Raw genomic sequence first — 21,192 nt, 5'->3', positions numbered from 1 at the left:
ACTTTACGCCTGTTCTTTTCACTTTCCTCTAAGACTTTGGCATAAAAAAAGGGATGATCTAGATCATCCCTCTCGATAATAGTCTATTTTAAAACCATTATGCACGTTCTAAATAATCACCAGTACGGGTATCTACACGAACGCTTTCTTCTTGCTGTACAAATAATGGAACACGTACCACAGCACCTGTTTCAAGTTTCGCCGGCTTACCGCCACCGCCAGAAGTATCACCACGAACGCCTGGATCAGTTTCAACGATTTTAAGTACCACGAAGTTCGGTGGAGTCACGTTTAACGGCACGCCATTGAACAGCATAATGGTACATTTTTCATTTGAATCGTCTTTTAACCATTTTGCAGCATCGCTCATCGCTGTTTTATCAGCTGCGATCTGTTCAAACGATACAGGATCCATAAAGTTCCACATTTCGCCATCGTTGTACAAGTATTCCATTTCTACTTCAACGATATCAGCCGCTTCTAGGTTCTCGCCTGATTTGAATGTTTTTTCCAGAACTTTACCTGATTTAAGGTTACGTAATTTTACGCGGTTGAAGGCTTGGCCTTTACCTGGTTTTACGTATTCGTTTTCCATGATTGAACATGGGTTACCATCAAGCATAACCTTAAGGCCTGACTTGAAATCATTCGTAGAATAATAGGCCATGACTGGCGCTCTCCAAACTTACTAACTTTAATCTATCGATGCTAAGGGCTGTTGCAATGTCATTTAGCAAGTCTGACACGAACATTAAGTTGCCACATGCACATTCATTTAATGTTACGTATTCTAAATGAGCAATGGCGCTCGCCGCAATGAAAAATTCCGCTTTCAGCCCTTCACACTGCCTAAGTTAGCATCAGGCATGAAAATCCTTTGTTTATTCATGTCTTGCTGGACGCTAAAATGCCATCCGGCTGTCATCATTTTTGACATATAGTCATGACGACAAATTTTATCGCACAGCAGATTATTCTGGTTCTCGACAAACTGTTAAACTGCAACCCTCTGGCCTTGCCCTCCCACTTCTACTGTTAATCTTCCAGCATGACGAATTATTTATATCAAGAACAAAACTGGCAATCACAGCTTAGCGACCTGATTACCGATCCGCACGAACTGCTTGAACTGCTGCAACTCGCACCGGCGCAGCTGCTCTCAGGTGCCATTTTGGCTAGTGAACAGTTCAAATTACGCGTGCCACGTGCTTTTGTCGGCAAAATGCAGCCAGGCAATCCTTTAGACCCGCTACTGTTACAAGTCCTGCCGCATCATCTGGAGCTGGAAGATCATCCGGGATTTGTTACCGATCCCTTGGGCGAAGAGCAGGCCAATCAGCAGCCCGGCGTATTACATAAATATAAATCACGTTTCTTGCTGACGCTGACCGGTGCCTGTGCCGTGCATTGTCGTTACTGTTTCCGCCGGCATTTTCCTTATCAGGACAACCTGCCTAAAAATGAAGACTGGATCAATATCAAGCAATATCTGGAAAGCCAGCCTGATATTAATGAAGTGATTCTGAGCGGTGGTGATCCACTGACCTTATCCAACCGGAAATTGCAACTCTGGATCGAGCGGCTAGAATCTCTACCACAGCTCAAATTTTTAAGAATACATTCACGAGTTCCCATTGTGATCCCTAACCGGGTGGACGAAGAGCTACTTAGCATGTTAAAAAACAGTAGGCTACGTATTATTCTGGTGGTACACTCCAACCATGCATCGGAGCTGGATGACTTCACCTGCAAGCGTTTGAACCAGTTGGTTCAACAACAGATTACTGTGCTGAATCAGACAGTTTTATTAAAAGGTGTGAATGATTCTGCTCAGGTTTTGACAGATTTAAGCTATCGCTTGTTTGATGCCGGGGTGATGCCGTATTATTTACATGTACTTGATAAAGTAAAAGGTGCACATCATTTTGATTTACCACCTGATGACATTTATGAGATTTATACTGAAGTTTTAGCGAACCTTCCGGGGTATTTGGTTCCTAAACTGGTTCGAGAAATAGCGGGCGAGAACAATAAGACACCGCTTTTTGGGGTTTCAACATTTTTGAGTTAAATAATAAAGATGAGCAAGCATACGTCCGACATTTTTCAGACACCGACGGAACTCACACGGGATCAGCTGAGCTTTTGCCCGACGACTGCCAAAGCTTTGCAAGAGTGGGTTTCCGGTATTTCAATTTTGCAACTGGGAAATTCATCCAAATCCCTGTTTAATGCCTTATTAGAAATTTCTGAGCTGAAATGCACAGAAACCCTGCGCTTTGACCTGATTCAGGTCTTGCATCCGACCCTTGAAAATGTTCTGACCAGTCTGGAAAAGCATTTTGTCAATCAGGGGCTGATTACTTCGGATCGTAACGATCAAATCATTGAACTGGCCATGCTGCTGCGTAGCCATTTTGCCAAAATTTATATTGATATCGTCAAACGCTGTAATCATCAACTAACCCATCAAAAATTTTCCCTGTTTTCTCTGGGTAAAAAGAAAAGCATTCAAACCGCGCGTATGGTGTCGATTTATTATGCTTTGCAACAGCTCAGCCTGCTGTTATATCAACAACATATGTTATATAGCACACCGGGTATGGGACAATGGTTGGCTGCACATCAACTGCTTGAATGTGCAATCGAAAATAATTTCTACCAAAGCAATATCAATCAGGTTTTAGGCACCCAGCACGAGATCCAGAATATTGTACATGCTTATGCTCAACTGATTTTACTGGATATTTTTAATACCCATCAGATTCGCCCTGCAGAAATTCAGGGGCTGTACCTATGCAGTTTTGACTGGGCCAAACTGGTGCAGATTCTGCCGAAAGAAACCACACTTTCGCGCTATGTAGTCGACGCCAGCAAAGATCACCCCCCGATCTTTAATTCGCATCAGGGTGAACATTTTCAGCCAAGCTTCTATATTTCCACCCAGAATCTGATGGAACATTTGACCCATACTCAAAGCAAAAATGCCCAGTATCTGTCGCGTAATGAAAAACTGTTCCTGACCCCTGCACTACATTTTCATATCTATAATCTGCTCTCGAATAATATCGAACGCCGTCACGAACGTTATGAATATTCAGCCCAGATCAATATCTGCTTTGGCTTGATGGTGGCACATTTTTATCTATCCAAAGGTAAAAACTTTAACGAGACCCTGGAACTTGAGGCCAATTATAATTTCCAGAGTGAAAGCAGTTTTGTCAGCTCAATGGAAAATGCCATTCCAAGTGGTTTTAGCAGCATCAAGGCCCTCGATCGCGAAACCAAACAGATTCATAGTGCTGAAGTTCTGGATATTAGTGTCAATGGTTACCGGATTAAATGGACTGGTATTACCCCTGCCAATCTGAAAACCGGTGAATTTATTCTGGTTCAGGAAAAATCACAGCGTCAGTGGCGTGGTGGTGTGATTCGCTGGATCAAGCAATCGACCGACAAGAGTCTGGAAATTGGCCTGGAAGTTCTGGCTCAGGAATTATTCCCTTGCGCGGCTTATAGCCGTACCGAACGCCATCATGTCAATTATCAGCCTGCACTGCTGGTAAAAATGACGCAACTGGATCAGGTCACGACCAGTGTGATTGTCTCTGGTTCACAGATGTTTAGGGAAAAACAAACCATTCATTTACGCCTCGGTCAGAAAGAATTAAAAATCTATCTGACCAAAGCACAACTGATTACGCAGAGTTTTATCCGTTTTGATTATGAATTATTGAATGATCAAGAAGAAGAAATGATAGAAAACTTTATCGGTCAGCACATGAATGAAAGCAGAAATCATGATTTATGGGAAGCATTGAAGTGAGAAATCCATTATTGTCTAAAAAGTTAAAACGTACCGAAACACGTTTACTGATTATTGATGATAATCAAATTAGATATAACCAAATCCGTGATCTTCTGACCAGCAATGACTATCAGGTTGATGCTGTCCTGCTTGATGATTTGCAATCTTTTGAAAAACAGTTAAATTTTAACTGGGATCTGATTATCTTTGGCCGTGCTTATGATCTGAAATATGAACAGGCCTTAAGTCTGGTGCGTCTTTCCCAGCAGCCTCATCTGCCGATGATTTTGCTTAAACCGGATGACTATCAGGCTGAACACTATGCCCAGTATATTCATAAAGGAATTTATGACATTCTCAATTTTGACTACCTGGAACGCTTTTATGTGGGACTGGTTCGGGCATTGTCATTTAGCCGTGTATCGCAGACTCAGCAACATTTGCTCAATGAACTGGAAGCAGCACAAAGTCAGACACAATCCTTAGTCGAAGATAGTAACCGTGCCATCGCAACCATTCAAGAAGGGATTCATATTCAGGCCAATGCAGACTATCTGAAACTGTTTGGCTTACAAAGTGAAGACGAGATTATTGGCCTGCCGCTGCTAGATCTATTACAACCTTCTGATCTAAACGACTTTAAAACACGTTTCAAAAAGATTTCTCAAGGCCAGGTCGATTTAGGCCGGGTTGAAATCCACTCTCTTAATCCGCGTGTCGCCGCATCTAAGCCATTAAAACTGGAATTCTTGCCATCCAGCGCTGAAGAAGATGCACTACAAATTACTATTGATACTCAGGCTCAAGCAGGCAATACCGAGAAGCCGGCCGGAAAACCGAGTACTTTCCAGCTCCTTAAACGTGAAATAACCAAACAGTCCGCACCTGTAAATGCCATGGTAACTTTCTCTTTAAGTTCCTATGAACCAGAAGTTCTACAGTCTGAGTGGACGACGTTTAGTGGATATTTCAAAGCTGTTAAAGAATTCCTCAAAGAACAAACCCATGTTCCATTATTTAAGCTGGAATATGACGTCCTTGTCGGTCTGTTCCAGGCAGATTCCAAAGCAATTCTTGAATCCAAACTGATCGGATTAAATGCGCTCAGCAAGCCGCAATTAGTGACAGTGGGACAAAATTCGTTCCCGCTCAATTTACGCATGGGTTATGTGGTTCTGGAACAGGGTTTAAATGATGAAGCGCACTGCAATGAACTGATTGCACGAGCCTTCTCTACGTCTTTACCTCAAGCAGAAGTAGCACCTGAATTTGTACTAGATATTCCTGCTTCACTGAGCAACCAGCCATCTCTAGAAATGCCGCAGATCGATTTTAGTGTGGCTGAAACACCAATCGAAAGCCCAACAGTTGCGGCGATCAGTCCAGCAGTCAGCTCTATTCCTGCGGCGACACCTCATATCCTGAAAGCTTTGAGTGAATGTCTGGATCGTGGTGAAATCCATTTAAAATATCAGCAGTTGTATGATAAAGAAGATACCCGCCTTTATACTTATGAAGTGACCAGCGGCTTCATTTATGAGAATAAATGGCAGGATATTTCTACACTCCTTGAACTGCATGAAGATGATGAGCTGTCGATTAAACTGGATCGCTGGATTCTGGTTGAAGCCAGTAAACAGTTGCACAACTTTATTACCCAGTATCCGGATGCGACCTTAATCGTGAATTTGAACCGTGCGGTACTCTTTAAAGACCGTAGCTTCCCGGAATTTATTTCCAAGCTGATTACGATTATTCGCAGCAAAGTCCGACATCCGCTGATCCTGCAATTCTCTGAAGAAGATATTCTGCTGAATCAACAGGATGCGCAGAAATATCTACGTGTTCTGCATGAACATGGCGCGCTGATTGCGCTGCGTGATTTTGGTCAATCGATGTATGGTCCGAATTTGCTGCGTGAGCTGGAAATAGATGGTGTCAGCTTGCATTCCAGCTTGACCCAGATGCTGAATAACGAGACTGGAGTCGAGCAGCTGCAGGAAAAAATCACCAGCTATAATGATATCAAACCGCTGAATATTCTGGTCCGCGAATTAAATGATATGACCCTGTTCGCCAATGCCTGGAATGTTGATGCCCGCTTTATTCAAGGGGATTATTTCCAGAAAAAACTCGATCACCTGATTGATGTACAAGAGCATTAAATAGTTATATGCCTGCCATGCGGTTATTTTCCAAATGGCAGGCACAAAAAAACGGGCTTGAGGCCCGTTTTTTCATTTTGGGTATTAACGTTTAACAGAACGTGACATACCAGCAAAACGTTGTTTGAACTTGTCGATACGACCGCCAGTGTCAACGTTCTTTTGCTTACCAGTGTAGAATGGGTGGCAAGCTGAACATACGTCTAGGTAAAGTGTTTCTTTACCAGCAGCTGAACGAGTTTCGATTACGTTACCACATGAACAAGTCGCAACTAAAGTTTCATATTTTGGGTGAATATCGGCGCGCATGGTCGATTACTCCATTAGATTCAAGAAGGTTTAGCTGTCATCGCTATTGATCACTCTCAAATGAGGAAGCAGGAACAAAGTTCATGCAGATCAACACCACAACAGACCATTCTTTTGGCCCACCGAGACGGATACCGTCAGAGCTAAGCACAACAAGTGGGCATTATTATACGTGAAAAAAATTCAATATGCGAATTATTCTTCTGCTTCTGACTCAGCCTCTTTGGCCCACACATTGGCAATAATCCCGCAAACCATCAATTGAATCTGATGAAAAATCATGATCGGCAAAACAATCATGCCCAGTGGCTGGCCAATAAATAGAATTTGTGCCATCGGCACGCCACTGGCCAGGGTTTTTTTAGAACCGCAGAAAAATACCGTCTTCTGGTCAGCGCGACTAAAACCCAGCCAGCGGGGGATATACAGCGACAACAGCATCACCAGGGTCAAAAGCACCGAACAGGCTAGCAATAACAGCAATAATGTACTGAGACTGACTTCATTCCAAAGTCCCGCTACTACGGCGCTACTAAAAGCACCATAGACCACCAGTAAAATTGAGCCTTGATCGAAGACCTTGACGATTTTTGGCATTTTCATCATTTTTGGATAAATCCAGGGACGTAAAATTTGCCCCAAGATAAAAGGTACCAATAACAACAGCGTAATCTGGATAATCGAAGCGGTTGGGTCAAACCCGTGCTCAGATTGACCTAAAATGAAAAATGCGACCAATACCGGGGTGATAAACATGCCGATAATATTGGAAAAAGATGCACTACAGACAGCACCGGCCACATTCCCATGTGCGACGGAAGTAAAAGCAATCGAAGACTGAACGGTAGATGGCAGGAAGCACATAAACAGGAAGCCCCAGTACAGCTCCTGCCCGAGCATTGGCAATAAAATCGGCTTGGCTAGCAAACCTAGAATAGGAAACAAGGCAAAAGTCAGTGCAAAGACCAAAGTATGTAATTTCCAGTGCATGATCCCCTCCATCACCGCTTCGCGGGACAGCTTGGCACCGTGCAGGAAAAATAGAATGGCAATCGCACCTGTCGTGATCCAGCCAAAGACTTCAGCCGCCTGCCCCGAAACTGGCAGCACACTGGCCAGCAAAACCATCACAAACAACAGTATCGTAAACCGATCCAATGCCAAGAACTTAAGCATATCCCTATAATCCCTCAGATTTTATTGTTTGATATAAAAATGCCCGGCTATCTTAACAGATGCCGGGCCCATGCTATGCACTCAGATTGATGTAATATTTTCATCTATACATGAATGCATTTCATATATCTCGCTACGTCACACTTAGTTATTACGTGCATTGTTGTCTTGCTGGATCAGCTCGATCTTGTAGCCATCTGGATCTTCAACAAATGCAATTACAGTCACGCCACCTTTCATTGGGCCAGCTTCACGCACCACATTACCGCCACGCGCTTTAATCTCTTCACACGCCTTGTAAGCATCATCGACTGCAATTGCGATATGACCATAGGCATTACCCAGTTCATAGCTGTCTGTATCCCAGTTATGCGTCAGTTCAAGTACGGTGTGATTCTCTTCATCGCCATAACCGACAAAAGCCAGGGTAAAACGGCCCTCTTCGTAATCACGCTTACGAAGCAAAGTCATGCCCAGTACTTCAGTATAGAACTTGAGAGATTGTTCTAAATTGCCTACACGTAACATGGTATGCAGCATGCGCATATTAATCATCCTTCTGTACAGATTGTTGTTGGTGTTCACCGAGCAATTTTGCCACCCAAACCACCAGAATCAGAATGGGAATTCCAATTAAAGTGGTCATCAGGAAGAAATTCGGATAACCGATATTGGTCACTATAGTACCCGAATATCCGCCTAAAATCTTAGGGGTCAGGGTCATGAGTGAGCTAAAAATCGCATATTGAACTGCGGTAAATGACACACTGGTCAGGCTCGACAAGAATGCAATAAATGCAGCACCCGCAAGTCCGGCAGCCAGATTATCGACAATAATGGCAAAATAAAGCCACTTGTCGCTATAAGGTTTGATGACCTTACCACTGACTTCGATCATGTCGGAACTACTGCCATCTATCACCGCCAAAGGCTGAATATCGACATCCAGATTCTGGCCAGGGATGAGCTGATCATTGACCTGATAAACATGTGTGGTTTGCTGAAGCGCCTGGCTATCTTGCATCAGGACTGCACTGACAATATGTGCGGGTGACTGAATCAGTTGCTGCGCAGGAATCGCGGCAGTAAATACGCCTTCACTTTCTAATTTTGCCTCAAGATTCTGATCATTGATTTGTAAAACAATCTTTTGATTCGGTTGCAGCGCTGCACCGACATATTGACCACGTACCACAATGGTCTTGTCCTGTTCAGCGACATTGAGGGTATTGTCACTGGTGATCGGCAGGATCTGTAACTGGGTGCTGCCCTGTTGTGCAGTCAAATACGGCATGCTGACCTGTACAGGCTGAGTAGCATGATCTGAATTTAGATAGCTGGCTGTCACTTGCAGTTGCTTACTCTGCGCTAAAACATCACTGGGTACATTCAGCTTCCAGTAACCGACTTCATCGGTATCGGCCTGATAAACCTGATTAGCGACCCTAACTTCGACAGCTGCCAGTTTTTCACCAGATTTGACCAGTCCAATAAAAATCAGGTTGGTGGAACAGGCCAGCACGGCACCGACAAACATCAGTTTCATGATGTTCATTTTCTGGGCCAGTAAACCACCGAGAAAACCACCAATTAAAGAGAAAATCACCCCATAGACTTTGACCGCTTCGGCAATCTGCTCTTTACTGAAATTCAGGTCTTGATAGAAGACGTTGGAAATGACCCCGGCGATGATATCGGAAACCCGATAAAAACCGATCAATAACAACAGCACCAATGCCAGTTTTAAGCCATAGCGCCTAAAGAAGTCTGCAACCGGATTAACCCAGGTTTCATAGGCCATCTGCTTGTTGACTGCACCCATTTTAACCAAGCTTGCACCAATGGCAAAGGCAATCGCACCAGAACCAATAAAGCGTAAGGCTTCAAAGCAGAACAAGGCAAAAGTATCTTGAATGGTGAACTGTTCGGTAATACTGGCGACCAGATTGCCTGAATAGATATAGCTCAGTACAAAGCTGATCACTGCGACAAAAAACACTGCGACTAAACGGAAATAATCACTGCGCAGATAATGTTTAGGCACACGGTCAACCTGCGGTTCCCGAATGCAAAGCGTGGTGACAATCCCGACCAGCATTACCGCGGCCATGGCCAGATAGGTCCATTTCCAGGCATCGTAGATATAGTTGCCTTTGGCTGTGCCCAAATAAGCGGCCAGAAACAAGGCGCCAGCACCCGCCACGATCATTCCGATCCGGTAACCGGCATTATAGGTCGCGGCCAAGACGGTCTGCATCTGGGTTTCCGCCAGTTCAATCCGGTAGGCATCAATCACAATATCCTGCGTTGCAGCAGAAAAGCCAAGCAGGACTGCACCCAGCGCCATTTGCTGTAAATGAGTTACGCCCAAAGCCGGATCAGAAAAAGCCATAATGGAAATGGCGCAGACAATCAGAATCTGTGCAATCAGCAACCAGGCTCGACGGCGTCCCAGAGCCTTGGTCAGAAAAGGCACTGGCAGTTCATCAATGAGCGGCGCCCAGACGAATTTAAACGAGTAGCCCAATGCTGCCCAACTAAAAAAAGTGACTGCACTTTTGCTGATTCCGGCCTCACCTAACCATAAAGACAGACTGGAAAAAATCAGAAGAATCGGGACACCGGCCGAAAATCCCAAGAACAGCATGATCAAGGCACGTCGATCTAAAAATGCTGTAAATGCGGATTTCCAACCCGTCGTTTGTGTTGTCATTGCTTTATTATTTTCCGCGGAAAAACCAATTGCTGCTATTCAATCCTGTAATAGCGCATCTTTCAACAAGATTTATATATTTATCACATTTCCGGTTTTTTATTTTCTGGCAAAAGCCACATGTTCGCTTGAATTTTCCAAGCAAATCTGTATACCTTAACGCTTATCAACGTAATATTTCGTTTTGGATTTCAACAGTGACCCAGAGACTCGATCAAATTAATTCTTCTATCGCCAGCAACAATACGACAACACCAGAAAATATCCGCTCAGATTTACTTATCTCGGCATTTGAACAAAGCGAAATTCACAACACCCTTGAGCATACCCGCTTAAAATCCACCCAACTGACACACATTCCAAACCTAGAAAAAATTCCGGCGTCGACCAAACGGATCAAGCCCCTGAATAATTTCTTGGGGCAAGACCGCGCACGGGCTTCGGTAGAGGCCGGGATTGCCTTACCTTATTCAGGCTATAATATTTTTGCCGTGGGTACGGCTGGCCTGGGCAAGCGCACCATGGTGAAGCGCCTGCTGCAACAGCATGCCAAAACCATGGAAACACCCAATGATTGGGTTTATGTCAACAACTTTCAAAACCAGCGCCAACCAATAGCTTTGGAGCTGCCTGCCGGTCAGGGTCCAAAATTTCAGGCCATGTTAAACCAAAGCTGGCAAACCATTCTGAAACAGCTTGAACGCCGTTTTACCGCGGAAACCTATCACAACCGCATTGAAATGATTCGCCAGGAAACTGGCGATGAACAGCAACAGGCGCTGATCGAACTCACCAAAGAAGGTGCAGAACTCGATCTGAAACTGATCTCGCGACACGATGAACACTGCTTTGTTCCCGTACATCTGATTGATGACAAATTACAGGAAATGACTCAGGAAGATCTGAATGCGCTGAGCAGTCAGGATCGGGCCGAATTGGCAACCAATATGCGCTATATGGACAAAAAACTGGAGCGTCTGGGTTTGCATCTGGGTGATCTGGAAGATGATGCACGCGACCGTGTTCAGATTCTGAATCGTGATATTGCCAAACAGGTGGTGGTGCCACGTGTAGAACAGATTCTCTCCAAGTTCAAACATGTGCAAGGCTTGGAACATTATCTAAAATATTATGCCGAAGATATTATCAATAATGTCGAAATCGTGCTGGAACAGGAAGAGGATGATTTCACCCCGGCACTATTCAGCCGCGTACCGGCACGTTATCAGGCCAACGTGATTATTACCCACAAGCCGAATAGCGGTGCGCCAGTCATCTTTGAAGATTTTCCAACACATTACAATTTACTCGGTCATGTGGAACAGCTAACCCAAAATGGCACGATCACCACGGACTTCACCCTGATTCGTCCGGGAACGTTGCATAAAGCCAATGGCGGCTTTCTGATGCTGGAAGCGGAACAATTGCTGGAACAGCCTTATGCATGGCAAGGTTTGAAGCGTGCGCTTAAATCCGGGCATTTAAAACTGTCTTCGCTTGAGCATATGATCACGCTGACCGGCAGTATTTCAATTGAACCGGCATCGATTCCATTGAACATTAAAGTGATCTTGCTGGCCGAGCCTGAAATTTATTATGAAATTCTAGAGCTTGAACCGGAGCTGGGCAGCATCTTTAAAATCCGTGCTGATTTTACCGATACATTACAACGTAATGACGACAACGAGCAGGCCTATATGCAGCTGATTGCCGACTATGTGCAATCGGATAAATTATTGCCTTTTGACCGTTCTGCTTTGGCTGCACTGCTCACAGATTCCAGCCGTCAGGCCGAAGACCAAAGCTCACTATCATTACATGCCCTGACCTTGGGTGACCTGATTCGTGAAGCGCATCATCATGCCTTTCAGGCCGGTGACAAGATGGTCTCGGAAAAACATATCAATACTGCACTCGATCATCGTAAATATCGCTTAGGCTATTTGCGTGAGTTATACTGGCAGGATCTGACCCGTGGTACACAGCTAATCGAAACCCGTGGCCATCGTCTGGGACAGATTAATGCTTTGTCGGTAATTCATTATGCCGATGTCGAATTTGGCCTTCCTTCACGCCTGACTGCTTCGGTGTATCAAGGGGGTGGTGACATTCTCGACATTGAGCGCAGTGTGGAACTCGGTGGCTCCTTGCATGCCAAAGGCGTGTTATTGATGTCGTCTTTCCTGAAAGCACATTTTGGTCGTGAACAGACCCTGCACTTCTCTGCTGCGCTGGCCTTTGAACAAAGCTATGGTCAGGTCGATGGAGACAGTGCCACAGTCGCGGAACTGTCTGCCCTGCTCTCTGCGATTAGCCAGTTACCGATTGATCAATCCTGGGCCATTACCGGCTCTATGAACCAGTTGGGACAAGTACAGCCAGTGGGCGGTGTCAATGCCAAAATTGAAGGTTTCTTTGATGCCTGCAAGCTGCAAGGTCTGACCGGCAAACAAGGCGTGATTATTCCACGTCAGAATATGCAGCATCTGATGCTGCGTAAAGATGTCACCATTGCTGTCGAAGAAGGTCAGTTCCATATTCACGCGATTGATACCATTGATCAGGCGCTGGAAATCCTGATGGCGCGTCCGGTCGGCACCTTGGATAAAAAAGGTCGCTATAGCAAAAATTCAATCTATGCCGCGGTGATGGCACAGCTGGATTACTGGCAAGCGATTGAAGATGGTGGTGAGCTGGTCGAATTACCGAAGAAAAAGAAAAAAAAGAAGAAGAAAAAAGACAAGAAGCAAATTGTTGAGCCACACACTGAACTTGAAGCAGGTCATGCAATAGCTCAAAAGGCAAATGCAGCAACAGAAGATTAATCCGGTCGTTGCTCTATCTTTAAAATAGCAATAAAAAAGCGCTTCTCAATGAAGCGCTTTTTTAACATCTGGCCTAATTTAAACCTTAATTAAGCATCAGCTGCCGGGCTGTACTGTTCAACCAAAGGCTTTAATTCACCTTTTTGGAACATGTCGAGCATGATATCGCTCCCACCGATCAATTCACCATTGATCCAAAGCTGTGGAAATGTCGGCCAGTTGGCGATTTGTGGTAACATCGCACGAATGTCCTGATTTTCCAGAATGTTTACATAAGCAAACGGACGACCAATCTGACTGAGTGCTTCTACTGCACGTGCAGAAAAACCACATTGTGGAAATTGCGGTGTGCCTTTCATATAAAGAAGTACTGCATGTTTAGCAATTTGGTCACGAATTAACGCTTCGGTATCGCGTGCTTGTTCAGTCATTGATAAATCCTCAACTCATCTGTCTGGCATTATACCCAAATCCAGACAAAACAGTATGTCTAAAGCAATAATTCCAATTTTATTTACAATTACCCTTTAAATCTGAGCGGGTTTTTGCTTATATAAGTTTTTCTTTCCACCTAACAGTTAAGAGTTAGTCATGAATAATATTACCCTCGCACCGGTACAAACTGATCAACCGTCTCATTTGATGCCTGTTTTTGGCCGTCAACCGATCAGCTTTGTCCGAGGACGAGGTGCATATCTTTATACCGAAGATGGTACAGAGTATTTAGATGCATTAACCGGCATTGCCGTATGTGGTTTGGGCCATGCACATCCAGTCATTGCCGAAGCGATTGCTGAACAGGCAGCGACCCTGATTCATACCAGCAATCTATTTGAAGTGCCTTGGCAAACGGCTGCCGCACAAAAACTGGCTGAAGTTGCAGGCATGGAAGAGGTATTCTTCTCGAACAGTGGTGCAGAATCCAATGAAGGTGCAATCAAAATTGCACGTAAATTCGGTCATATGCAAGGCATTGCTTCACCAAAAATTATTGTGGCGGATCGTTCTTTCCATGGCCGTACCATGGCCACCCTCTCTGCAACAGGCAATAAAAAAGTTCAGGAAGGCTTTGGTCCGCTGGTCGAAGGTTTTATTCGTGTACCTTTTGGTGATCTCGAAGCGATTGAAGAGGCAGCGCTTCATCATCCGGATATCGTAGCCATTTTAGTTGAGCCCATTCAGGGTGAAGGTGGTGTAAATACCGCACCTCAAGGTTTCAGCTATCTCGAAGAGATTCGTCAAATCTGTAACCAGCACAACTGGTTGATGATGCTAGATGAAGTGCAAACCGGGAATGGCCGTACGGGCAAATATTTTGCTTATCAGCACACCAGCATTATTCCTGATGTACTGACCACAGCCAAAGGCTTGGGTAATGGTTTCCCGATTGGTGCCGTCATGACTCAAGGTCGTGGTGTAGGTGTATTAACTGCCGGTAATCATGGTTCGACTTATAGTGGTACAGCTTTGGGTTCACGTGTGGTCTACACCATTCTCGATATTATGCAAAAAGAAAATATCGTCGCCAATGCTGCGGAAAAAGGCGCTTATATCGTGGATCAGCTACGCAACAAACTGGCCGATCAAAATGTGAGCGTGCGTGGTTTCGGTCTGATGATCGGAATTGAATTACCGAAAGAATGTACTGAGCTGGTCGCAATTGCACGTGATGAATACAAAACCATCATCAATGTGACTGCCGGTAATGTAGTTCGCCTGTTGCCTACCCTGAACATTACTCAGGAACAGGCTGATCAGCTGATTGAGCGTTTAGTGAAAATGATCAACGCTTTTTTGGCCTAAACCCTGCGCTTAAAAACAAAAAAGCCGCTTGAAAGCGGCTTTTTTATATTCTGTATCTTATGATGCGGCTTGTAAAATACGCCCACCAGAAATCTGGTCAAAATATTGTTTCAATGTATCTAGGCAACGAAGAATTTTTGTCGGTTGTTGCTCACGTTTCGGCATGACTGCATATAGTGTAATCGGTGGAAGTCGCCATTCAGGCAAAACTTCAACCAAAGTGCCATTCAGTAAGTCTTTTTTCGCATCGAGATATAAAATCTTGGCAATCCCATTGCCCTGCAAGCACATCGATTTTGCCACCAGACCATTATTGGTACTGAAACGGGATTTCAATTCAAAATCGGCTTTTTCTGCAGTATTGACATTTTGAAACTGGAAATACTGATGATTTTTGATATGGGTCAAAGGCAGCACATCATGATTTTTAAGATCATCAGGACGTGAAATAATGGTGCTCTGATTAATATAACTCGGTGTCGCCACCAGAATTTGCTCAATCTGCATCAATGGCACCACCTGAAGATTGTGCTCATCATTTTTCTGTTCAAATCTTAAGGCGATATCGATACGCCCATCGAACAAATCAACCTCATGATTATTGGTTTCCAGATGTACTGCCAGGCCACGATGTGCGGACATCCAGTGAGAAAGTGCAGGAATCACATGATTCGCGCACAATTCTGGCAAAGCGACAATGCGCAGTTCACCCACAAGATCATCGCGTAATTCATTGATTCGGACTTTACCGCGCTCTGCAGCAGATAGCATTTCCTGGCAACTGTAGAAAAAAGCTTGTCCCGCTTCCGTCAAACTTAACTTTCTCGTTGAACGATTTAAAAGTACCACTTCCATATCATGTTCTAATGAGCGAATTTGTTGACTCACGGCGCTGGTCGTAATCCCTAATTCACGGGCAGCACCGCTAAACGAGTTTTTTTCTACAACACAAGCAAAAACACCCATTGCTCGAAGTTGATCTAACATAAATTTCCCTCTAAACTTATGAGATGCCTCATCATTTGATAAAAGCAACTTATTGTATTATACGGCGAAATTCACGTTTTGCATTATTTATTTAATTGTTTGGTAAAACTGTAGTTGGATTAATCGGTTTGCCGTCTAAGCGCACCTGAAATTCAAGCATGGTTCGCGTTGTACCAGTTGAACCCATTTCTGCAATTTTTTGCCCCGCTTTTACATTCTGTCCGCTTTTTACATCCAGTTTGCTGTTATGGGCATAAGCCGTAATATAGCCATTAATATGCTTCACCAACACCAGATTGCCATATTCTTTCAGGCCATCTGCAGCATAAACAACCTGCCCGTCTGCTGCTGCAAACACCGGATCACCGACATTGCCGTTATAGCGTGTGCCTTTGATATTAGATGCCAGATTATACTGCTGCAAAACTGGGCCATTAGACGGTTTTACCCAACCTAAACCCGCGGCAGTAGAGACGGGTGTCATTGGCGCCGGCGTGCTCACACGCGGTGTAGTCTGCACGGTGGTCGCTGGTGTAACTGGTGCCGGTGTTGGTACTGCAATCGTTTGACGCTGGATAGGGGCTGCCTGAGTCACTGCCTGCGTGCTGGTACTGCGACGTACGGTATTATTTTTCAGGCGGATCGACTGTCCCACATAAATCCGGTAAGGTGCAGCAATATCATTCATCTCGGCAACACTGATATAGTTCAGTCCATAACGTGCTGCGATCCCACTCAATGTATCTCCTGAACGTACCGTATAGAAATCAGGAGCTGTCGCATAACGCGTCGCATTATTTACTTGAGGTTTGGTGGCACAACCGGTGATTACTCCTGTAGAAATAACAACGGTTGATAAAACTAGGGTTTTAATCAGGGCTGCAGGCGAAGCAACAACACATTTCGGTAACACCAAGAACATTATCTTCCTCTCTAAGATCTATACGGTTGCAAAATCCCGTTAAGATTAGCAAAGTTTTACTGCAATATACTTGCAATCGCGAGTTTTTCACAAAGTTATAACACTGAGAACGCATTTTCTGCCAATTGTGTTTGAAGATTCCGCAAAACCTCATAGTTGGTGGCATCCATCTGAATCGGAGTAATGCTGACATAGCCATTGGCCACAGCAAAGAAGTCCGAGTCAATCTCGCTCAACCCTTGCTTGGGTTCTGCTACTGCTTCTCCAGACAGTCCAATCCAGTACACCTGACGACCACGTGGGTCAACATGACTGGTGATGGGCTTCGACTGACGGCGGCGGCCTTGATAAGTCACTTTTTCACCCTGTAATTCAGCCATATCCGGAATATTGATATTGAAAATATGACGCTCAGGAAGAACCGGCAAACCGCGTGCAATAAAATCATGCACCCAGTTGGCAGCCAGCTGATAATCCTGAGGGTGTTGATAGCTGCGTACATTCGGCCCACTCAATGACACCGCAATAGCAGGATGTTTACTTAAGCGACCTTCAAAGGCTGCCCCGACTGTACCGGAATACAAGACATCATCCCCCAGATTGGCACCACTATTAATACCGCTGACCACCAGATCAAATTCAAAGTCAAACAGGCCGTTCATAGCCAGATAAACACAATCTGCCGGAGTACCATTGACAGCCCAGACATCGGGAGAAATCTGAATCGGGCGTAAAGGTCGGTCCAGAGTCAAAGCACTGGAGTAACCACTGCGCTCACTTTCTGGCGCTACAATAACAATTCTCCCTAAAGGTTTTAGAGCCTGTGCCAATGCCTGAATACCCGGTGCAAACACACCATCATCATTTGAAACTAAAATATTCACTGAAAAATCTCGTCGCGCTAAAAAATGACTGGTTAGGACATTTAATTGTATTAGTGCTGGAATTATATATATTTACTGCTCGACATCCATCTTTAAAATATGTGGCTCAAGATGATTAAAAAATTCTCTTTATTTAGTGCTTTCGCTTTAAGCCTGGCAGTATCTGTCTCTCCTTCAGTTATGGCGAGCGAGCTGACTGTTGACGAAAACAATACCATTGTGAAAGAAGACATCGCATCGGCACAAGTCATGGCTGAGGTTTGCCCGGCTATGATTGGCCAAAATGCAAAATTAGACAGCATTATTCAGACTCTCATCCAGTCTTATCTTGCAGACTACTCAGATAAAGGCATGAGCTATCAAAAACTACAGGCAGATAGCGAATATAAATCTTTACTGGAAGAAGCGCGTCAGGGTGCCAAACAAACCAGTACTGACGAACAAAAAACCGTATGCGAAGAGATTCTGGATTACCAGGGCTAAGCTAGATAAATCTTCAAATAAGACGGTGTAAACATCGTCTTATTTTCTCTTACAGATTTCTTCATAATTCTACAGCTTCGCTACATTTTCCCACTTTTCAATTTCAAAAATAAGTTTAAGCTAGGCAAATTATTGTTCTAAATCTATTTTTTGAGTTTTTTAATGAAATATCCATTACTTCAAGCCATGACACTTTGTGCAGCTTCTGCCGCGACTCTTTTAGGCACCTCTGCATTTGCAGCCAATGAAAATATCAATGTCACACCAACCCAGCAAGTGACCAAGCAGGAACTGGCTGCGATTTATGTTCTTTCAGAAATCTGCCCGAGCATGGTTAAAGACAAGTCACAGTTCAATCAGGGCTATACCAAGCTGGTGACTGAATATATGCCAGGTCAGCGCAATCCGGTTGCAAGCTTAAACCAGATGGTTCAACAGAACGATTTCCGCAGTATTCTGGCTGAAGCACAATCTGATGCCAAGAAAGCTGGCAAGAAAAAAAATCAGGTGATTTGTAATGAATTAACCACCTATAACAATTAACCTGCTTTTCTGCCGATTACTTACAATACTTTTGAAATAAGACCGGGTTTCCCATAGAAGTCCGCCTAGCTTTATCCTAAAATGCTAGGCTCTTCGTGCTTACATCAAGATATAGGAACCCACTAGAAATGACCCAAAAAACTGCCCTTGCTGCATTATTATTAGTTCCTAGTTTTAGCTTTGCAGCAACTGTCCTATCTGCACCACCAGAATTGAATAATAAATCCTACGTGCTAATGGACTATGAGACAGGGCAACTTCTCGCTTCAAAAAATGAAAATGAAAAATTAGCCCCTGCTTCAATGACCAAGATGATGACCAGCTACATCATCGAACAAAAACTATTGAGCGGTGAACTCACTGAAGATGAACAGGTTCGCATGAATGAGTCAGCATGGTGTCGCGGTAGTAGCGCGGAATCATGTATGTATGTGCCTTTAAACGGTACGGCCACTGCACTTGAAATGCTGCGCGGAATTATTATTCAATCGGGTAATGATGCATCTAAGGCCATGGCTGAACATATTGCAGGGAACGAGGGTACCTTTGCACATATGATGAATCAGGAAGCCAAACGTATTGGCATGACCAATACCAGCTTTATCAATTCAACCGGTATGCCTGCTGAAGGTCATTATTCGACTGCCAAAGATATGGCAACGCTGGCACAGCACATCATTAAAGACAGTTCCAAGTATTATCCGATTTATGCTGAAAAAGAATTTACCTTTAATGGCATCAAGCAAGGTAACCGTAATGCCCTGCTGTATACCGACCCAAGTGTAGATGGCTTAAAAACAGGTCATACCAATGAAGCAGGGTATTGCTTGACCACGTCGTCTAAACGTGGTCCTACTCGCTTGATTTCAGTTATTTTTGGTGCACCTACCATGCAGGAACGTGCAACGCAGACACGTGAATTGCTGGCTTGGGGTTATGCGAACTTCGAAACCAAAAATGTTCAACCAGCTAAACAGGTACTTGCTAAAGCCAAAGTCTGGTTTGGTAAGGAAGATGAAGTTCAAATCGGACTTGCTGAAAACTTTAATGTGACCATGCCTAAAGGTCAGGCCAATGCGATTAAAACCCAGCTGGTGGTTCAACCGAAACTGACTGCACCATTACAACCGGGGCAAGTTGTCGGTAAATATGTTGCGACTCTGGATGGTAAAGTCATTTCAGAAAAACCTCTTGTGGCTTTGAATGCAGTGGAAGAAGCGGGTTTCTTCGCGCGTATGCTCGACCATATCAAACAGTTCTTTAGCAACTTGTTCTAAGTCTAAATAGACCATTTCAGTCTTGGACTAAGACCAAAGCACTCATTCAGATGGGTGCTTTTTATTTTATACTATGCACATGATCCTTCATCATTTATCGGACAGATCGTTATGAGCCAAAATATTCGTTCTTATTTAGATATGACCCCACAGATTGATGCTTCCTGTTATGTCGATCCGATGGGAATTGTGGTCGGCGATGTGGTTTTGGCTGAAAATGTTTCGGTATGGCCTTTTGCCGTAATTCGGGGTGATGTGAATCATATTCGGATTGGTAAAAACTCAAATGTACAAGATCACTCGATGTTGCATGTCAGCCATAAGAAAGCCGATAAGCCTGAAGGTTCGCCTTTAATTATTGGTGAAGATGTCACCATTGGCCATCATGTCAAACTACATGGTTGTACCATTGGCAATCGTGTTTTGGTCGGTATTGGTACGATTATTCTGGATGATGTGATTGTTGAAGATGATGTAATGATTGGTGCAGGTTCGCTTGTTCCACCGAATAAGGTTTTGGAAAGTGGTTATTTGTATGTGGGCAGCCCTGTGAAAAAAGTGCGTCCGCTGACAGATAAAGAAAAAGCATTTTTGCCTTATTCAGCGCAGAATTATGTGAAGGTTTCGGGGAATTACAAGTAAAATAAGAGTTAAAAGCTAAGTTTCGGTTTAAGTCGATGTGTCTAATTCACAACATCGACTTAAATAAAATTGATCAATTCGGCTATTTCAAAGCTTTCTAAATGGGTCAACATTCCTATTCCTGTATTCAAGGAAAGTAAGACCTCCAGCAATAAAAAATAAACAAGATACTCCGAAAAAAAATTTATCATTAAAATTAATCCCCAGACCTATAAGTCCCGCACTTATAAGTGCAAATAAACAGATTAAAAAGCGATAGAAATTTAAAAGCATATAAAAGTCTCAAATAGATAAATTCAAAGCCGCTTATTAAGTAGCTACAAACTCATAAATCAAATTAGAAGAGAATGAATTACGTTAAAATCACATAAATTATACAATAAATATTAATTAATTAATATTTTTTATTAAAATCTCCGAAAAATAAGTATAATTTAAAAAAAATGTGTCCTAGTCGTTGTTTTTGTTTTTATATTATACTCAATAATATATTATTAAGTTTACATTCATAACGCTTAAAAAATATTCTAGGACTTACGCACTATTATTTATAGATTCTCTGTGGTAGCAGATGATTTTTATCGAGAATAAAGTCATCAATGAAGTTTTTGATAACTGGTCTAAATAATTTCTTCTGCCAACGATATACATTTTC

18 protein-coding genes and 1 pseudogene are annotated in these 21,192 nt (G+C 43.6%); 9 read left to right on the top strand and 10 right to left on the bottom strand.

Annotation, left to right across the window (positions count from 1 at the left end; genetic code table 11):
- Positions 1-97: 97 nt before the first annotated feature.
- Positions 98-667, bottom strand: a complete 570-nt coding sequence (gene efp / locus FTT73_RS09155) for an elongation factor P (protein WP_005171644.1) — start codon at positions 665-667, stop codon at positions 98-100.
- 381 nt (positions 668-1,048) lie between these two features.
- Here efp and epmB point away from each other — a divergent pair, with 381 nt between their 5' ends.
- The 3 genes from epmB to FTT73_RS09140 are packed head-to-tail and all read left to right on the top strand — an operon-like array spanning position 1,049 to position 5,973.
- Positions 1,049-2,071 carry an EF-P beta-lysylation protein EpmB gene (gene epmB / locus FTT73_RS09150; RefSeq protein WP_180072109.1) on the top strand — a complete coding sequence of 341 codons (1,023 nt, stop codon included), beginning with the start codon at positions 1,049-1,051 and terminating at the stop codon, positions 2,069-2,071.
- Between the two features lie 9 nt (positions 2,072-2,080).
- The gene (locus tag FTT73_RS09145) at positions 2,081-3,826 is read left to right on the top strand and encodes a GTPase (protein ID WP_180191311.1); all 1,746 of its coding nucleotides are present in this window, start codon (positions 2,081-2,083) and stop codon (positions 3,824-3,826) included.
- On the top strand, positions 3,808-5,973 hold the full coding sequence (locus FTT73_RS09140; RefSeq protein WP_005171650.1) for an EAL domain-containing protein: 2,166 nt from the start codon (positions 3,808-3,810) through the stop codon (positions 5,971-5,973). Before FTT73_RS09145 ends, FTT73_RS09140 begins: the two co-directional genes overlap by 19 nt.
- Before the next feature lie 84 nt (positions 5,974-6,057).
- Here FTT73_RS09140 and rpmE read toward each other — a convergent pair whose 3' ends face one another.
- The 4 genes from rpmE to FTT73_RS09120 form a co-directional block, all read right to left on the bottom strand.
- Complete coding sequence (gene rpmE, locus FTT73_RS09135) at positions 6,058-6,282, bottom strand: 50S ribosomal protein L31 (RefSeq protein WP_005096496.1); 225 nt, start codon at positions 6,280-6,282, stop codon at positions 6,058-6,060.
- Positions 6,283-6,477: 195 nt separating this feature from the next.
- The gene (locus tag FTT73_RS09130) at positions 6,478-7,458 is read right to left on the bottom strand and encodes a bile acid:sodium symporter family protein (RefSeq protein ID WP_180077305.1); all 981 of its coding nucleotides are present in this window, start codon (positions 7,456-7,458) and stop codon (positions 6,478-6,480) included.
- A 144-nt stretch (positions 7,459-7,602) separates the two neighbouring features.
- Positions 7,603-8,004 (bottom strand): lactoylglutathione lyase, encoded by a 402-nt coding sequence (gene gloA / locus FTT73_RS09125; protein ID WP_004279741.1) that lies wholly within the window; start codon positions 8,002-8,004, stop codon positions 7,603-7,605.
- A gap of 1 nt (position 8,005) precedes the next feature.
- Positions 8,006-10,171: an MFS transporter gene (locus FTT73_RS09120; protein WP_180077303.1), complete on the bottom strand. Its 2,166-nt coding sequence runs from the start codon at positions 10,169-10,171 to the stop codon at positions 8,006-8,008.
- A 197-nt stretch (positions 10,172-10,368) separates the two neighbouring features.
- On the opposite strand from FTT73_RS09120, the gene FTT73_RS09115 reads away from it, so the two are divergent.
- Positions 10,369-12,996, top strand: a complete 2,628-nt coding sequence (locus tag FTT73_RS09115) for an ATP-binding protein (RefSeq protein ID WP_180191310.1) — start codon at positions 10,369-10,371, stop codon at positions 12,994-12,996.
- A gap of 89 nt (positions 12,997-13,085) precedes the next feature.
- Here FTT73_RS09115 and grxD read toward each other — a convergent pair whose 3' ends face one another.
- Positions 13,086-13,427 (bottom strand): Grx4 family monothiol glutaredoxin, encoded by a 342-nt coding sequence (grxD, locus tag FTT73_RS09110; RefSeq protein ID WP_004279738.1) that lies wholly within the window; start codon positions 13,425-13,427, stop codon positions 13,086-13,088.
- Positions 13,428-13,587: 160 nt separating this feature from the next.
- On the opposite strand from grxD, the gene FTT73_RS09105 reads away from it, so the two are divergent.
- Positions 13,588-14,799, top strand: coding sequence for an aspartate aminotransferase family protein (locus FTT73_RS09105; RefSeq protein WP_180191309.1), 1,212 nt, complete (start codon positions 13,588-13,590; stop codon positions 14,797-14,799).
- A gap of 57 nt (positions 14,800-14,856) precedes the next feature.
- On the opposite strand, the gene FTT73_RS09100 is transcribed toward FTT73_RS09105, so the two are convergent.
- The 3 genes from FTT73_RS09100 to surE form a co-directional block, all read right to left on the bottom strand.
- Positions 14,857-15,786: a LysR family transcriptional regulator gene (locus tag FTT73_RS09100; RefSeq protein WP_005096486.1), complete on the bottom strand. Its 930-nt coding sequence runs from the start codon at positions 15,784-15,786 to the stop codon at positions 14,857-14,859.
- A 91-nt stretch (positions 15,787-15,877) separates the two neighbouring features.
- Positions 15,878-16,708, bottom strand: coding sequence for a peptidoglycan DD-metalloendopeptidase family protein (locus FTT73_RS09095; RefSeq protein ID WP_005171673.1), 831 nt, complete (start codon positions 16,706-16,708; stop codon positions 15,878-15,880).
- Positions 16,709-16,803: 95 nt separating this feature from the next.
- On the bottom strand, positions 16,804-17,592 hold the full coding sequence (gene surE / locus FTT73_RS09090; RefSeq protein ID WP_005096484.1) for a 5'/3'-nucleotidase SurE: 789 nt from the start codon (positions 17,590-17,592) through the stop codon (positions 16,804-16,806).
- A 111-nt stretch (positions 17,593-17,703) separates the two neighbouring features.
- Here surE and FTT73_RS09085 point away from each other — a divergent pair, with 111 nt between their 5' ends.
- From FTT73_RS09085 to FTT73_RS09070, 4 genes are all read left to right on the top strand, one after another.
- Positions 17,704-18,075, top strand: a complete 372-nt coding sequence (locus FTT73_RS09085; RefSeq protein WP_005096482.1) for an MCR_0457 family protein — start codon at positions 17,704-17,706, stop codon at positions 18,073-18,075.
- Between the two features lie 162 nt (positions 18,076-18,237).
- Complete coding sequence (locus FTT73_RS09080; RefSeq protein ID WP_005096480.1) at positions 18,238-18,618, top strand: MCR_0457 family protein; 381 nt, start codon at positions 18,238-18,240, stop codon at positions 18,616-18,618.
- A 128-nt stretch (positions 18,619-18,746) separates the two neighbouring features.
- Positions 18,747-19,895, top strand: coding sequence for a D-alanyl-D-alanine carboxypeptidase PBP5/6 (gene dacC, locus FTT73_RS09075; RefSeq protein ID WP_005096478.1), 1,149 nt, complete (start codon positions 18,747-18,749; stop codon positions 19,893-19,895).
- A 111-nt stretch (positions 19,896-20,006) separates the two neighbouring features.
- On the top strand, positions 20,007-20,537 hold the full coding sequence (locus FTT73_RS09070; protein ID WP_005096476.1) for a gamma carbonic anhydrase family protein: 531 nt from the start codon (positions 20,007-20,009) through the stop codon (positions 20,535-20,537).
- Between the two features lie 544 nt (positions 20,538-21,081).
- On the opposite strand, the pseudogene FTT73_RS09065 reads toward FTT73_RS09070, so the two are convergent.
- Positions 21,082-21,192: pseudogene (locus tag FTT73_RS09065) on the bottom strand (IS701 family transposase); the annotation flags it as partial.

Origin of the sequence: Acinetobacter sp. YH01006 (assembly GCF_013420445.1) — a bacterium.
In the GTDB taxonomy this organism is placed as follows: domain Bacteria; phylum Pseudomonadota; class Gammaproteobacteria; order Pseudomonadales; family Moraxellaceae; genus Acinetobacter; species Acinetobacter pseudolwoffii.
This window is presented reverse-complemented; position numbering and strand designations above follow the sequence as displayed.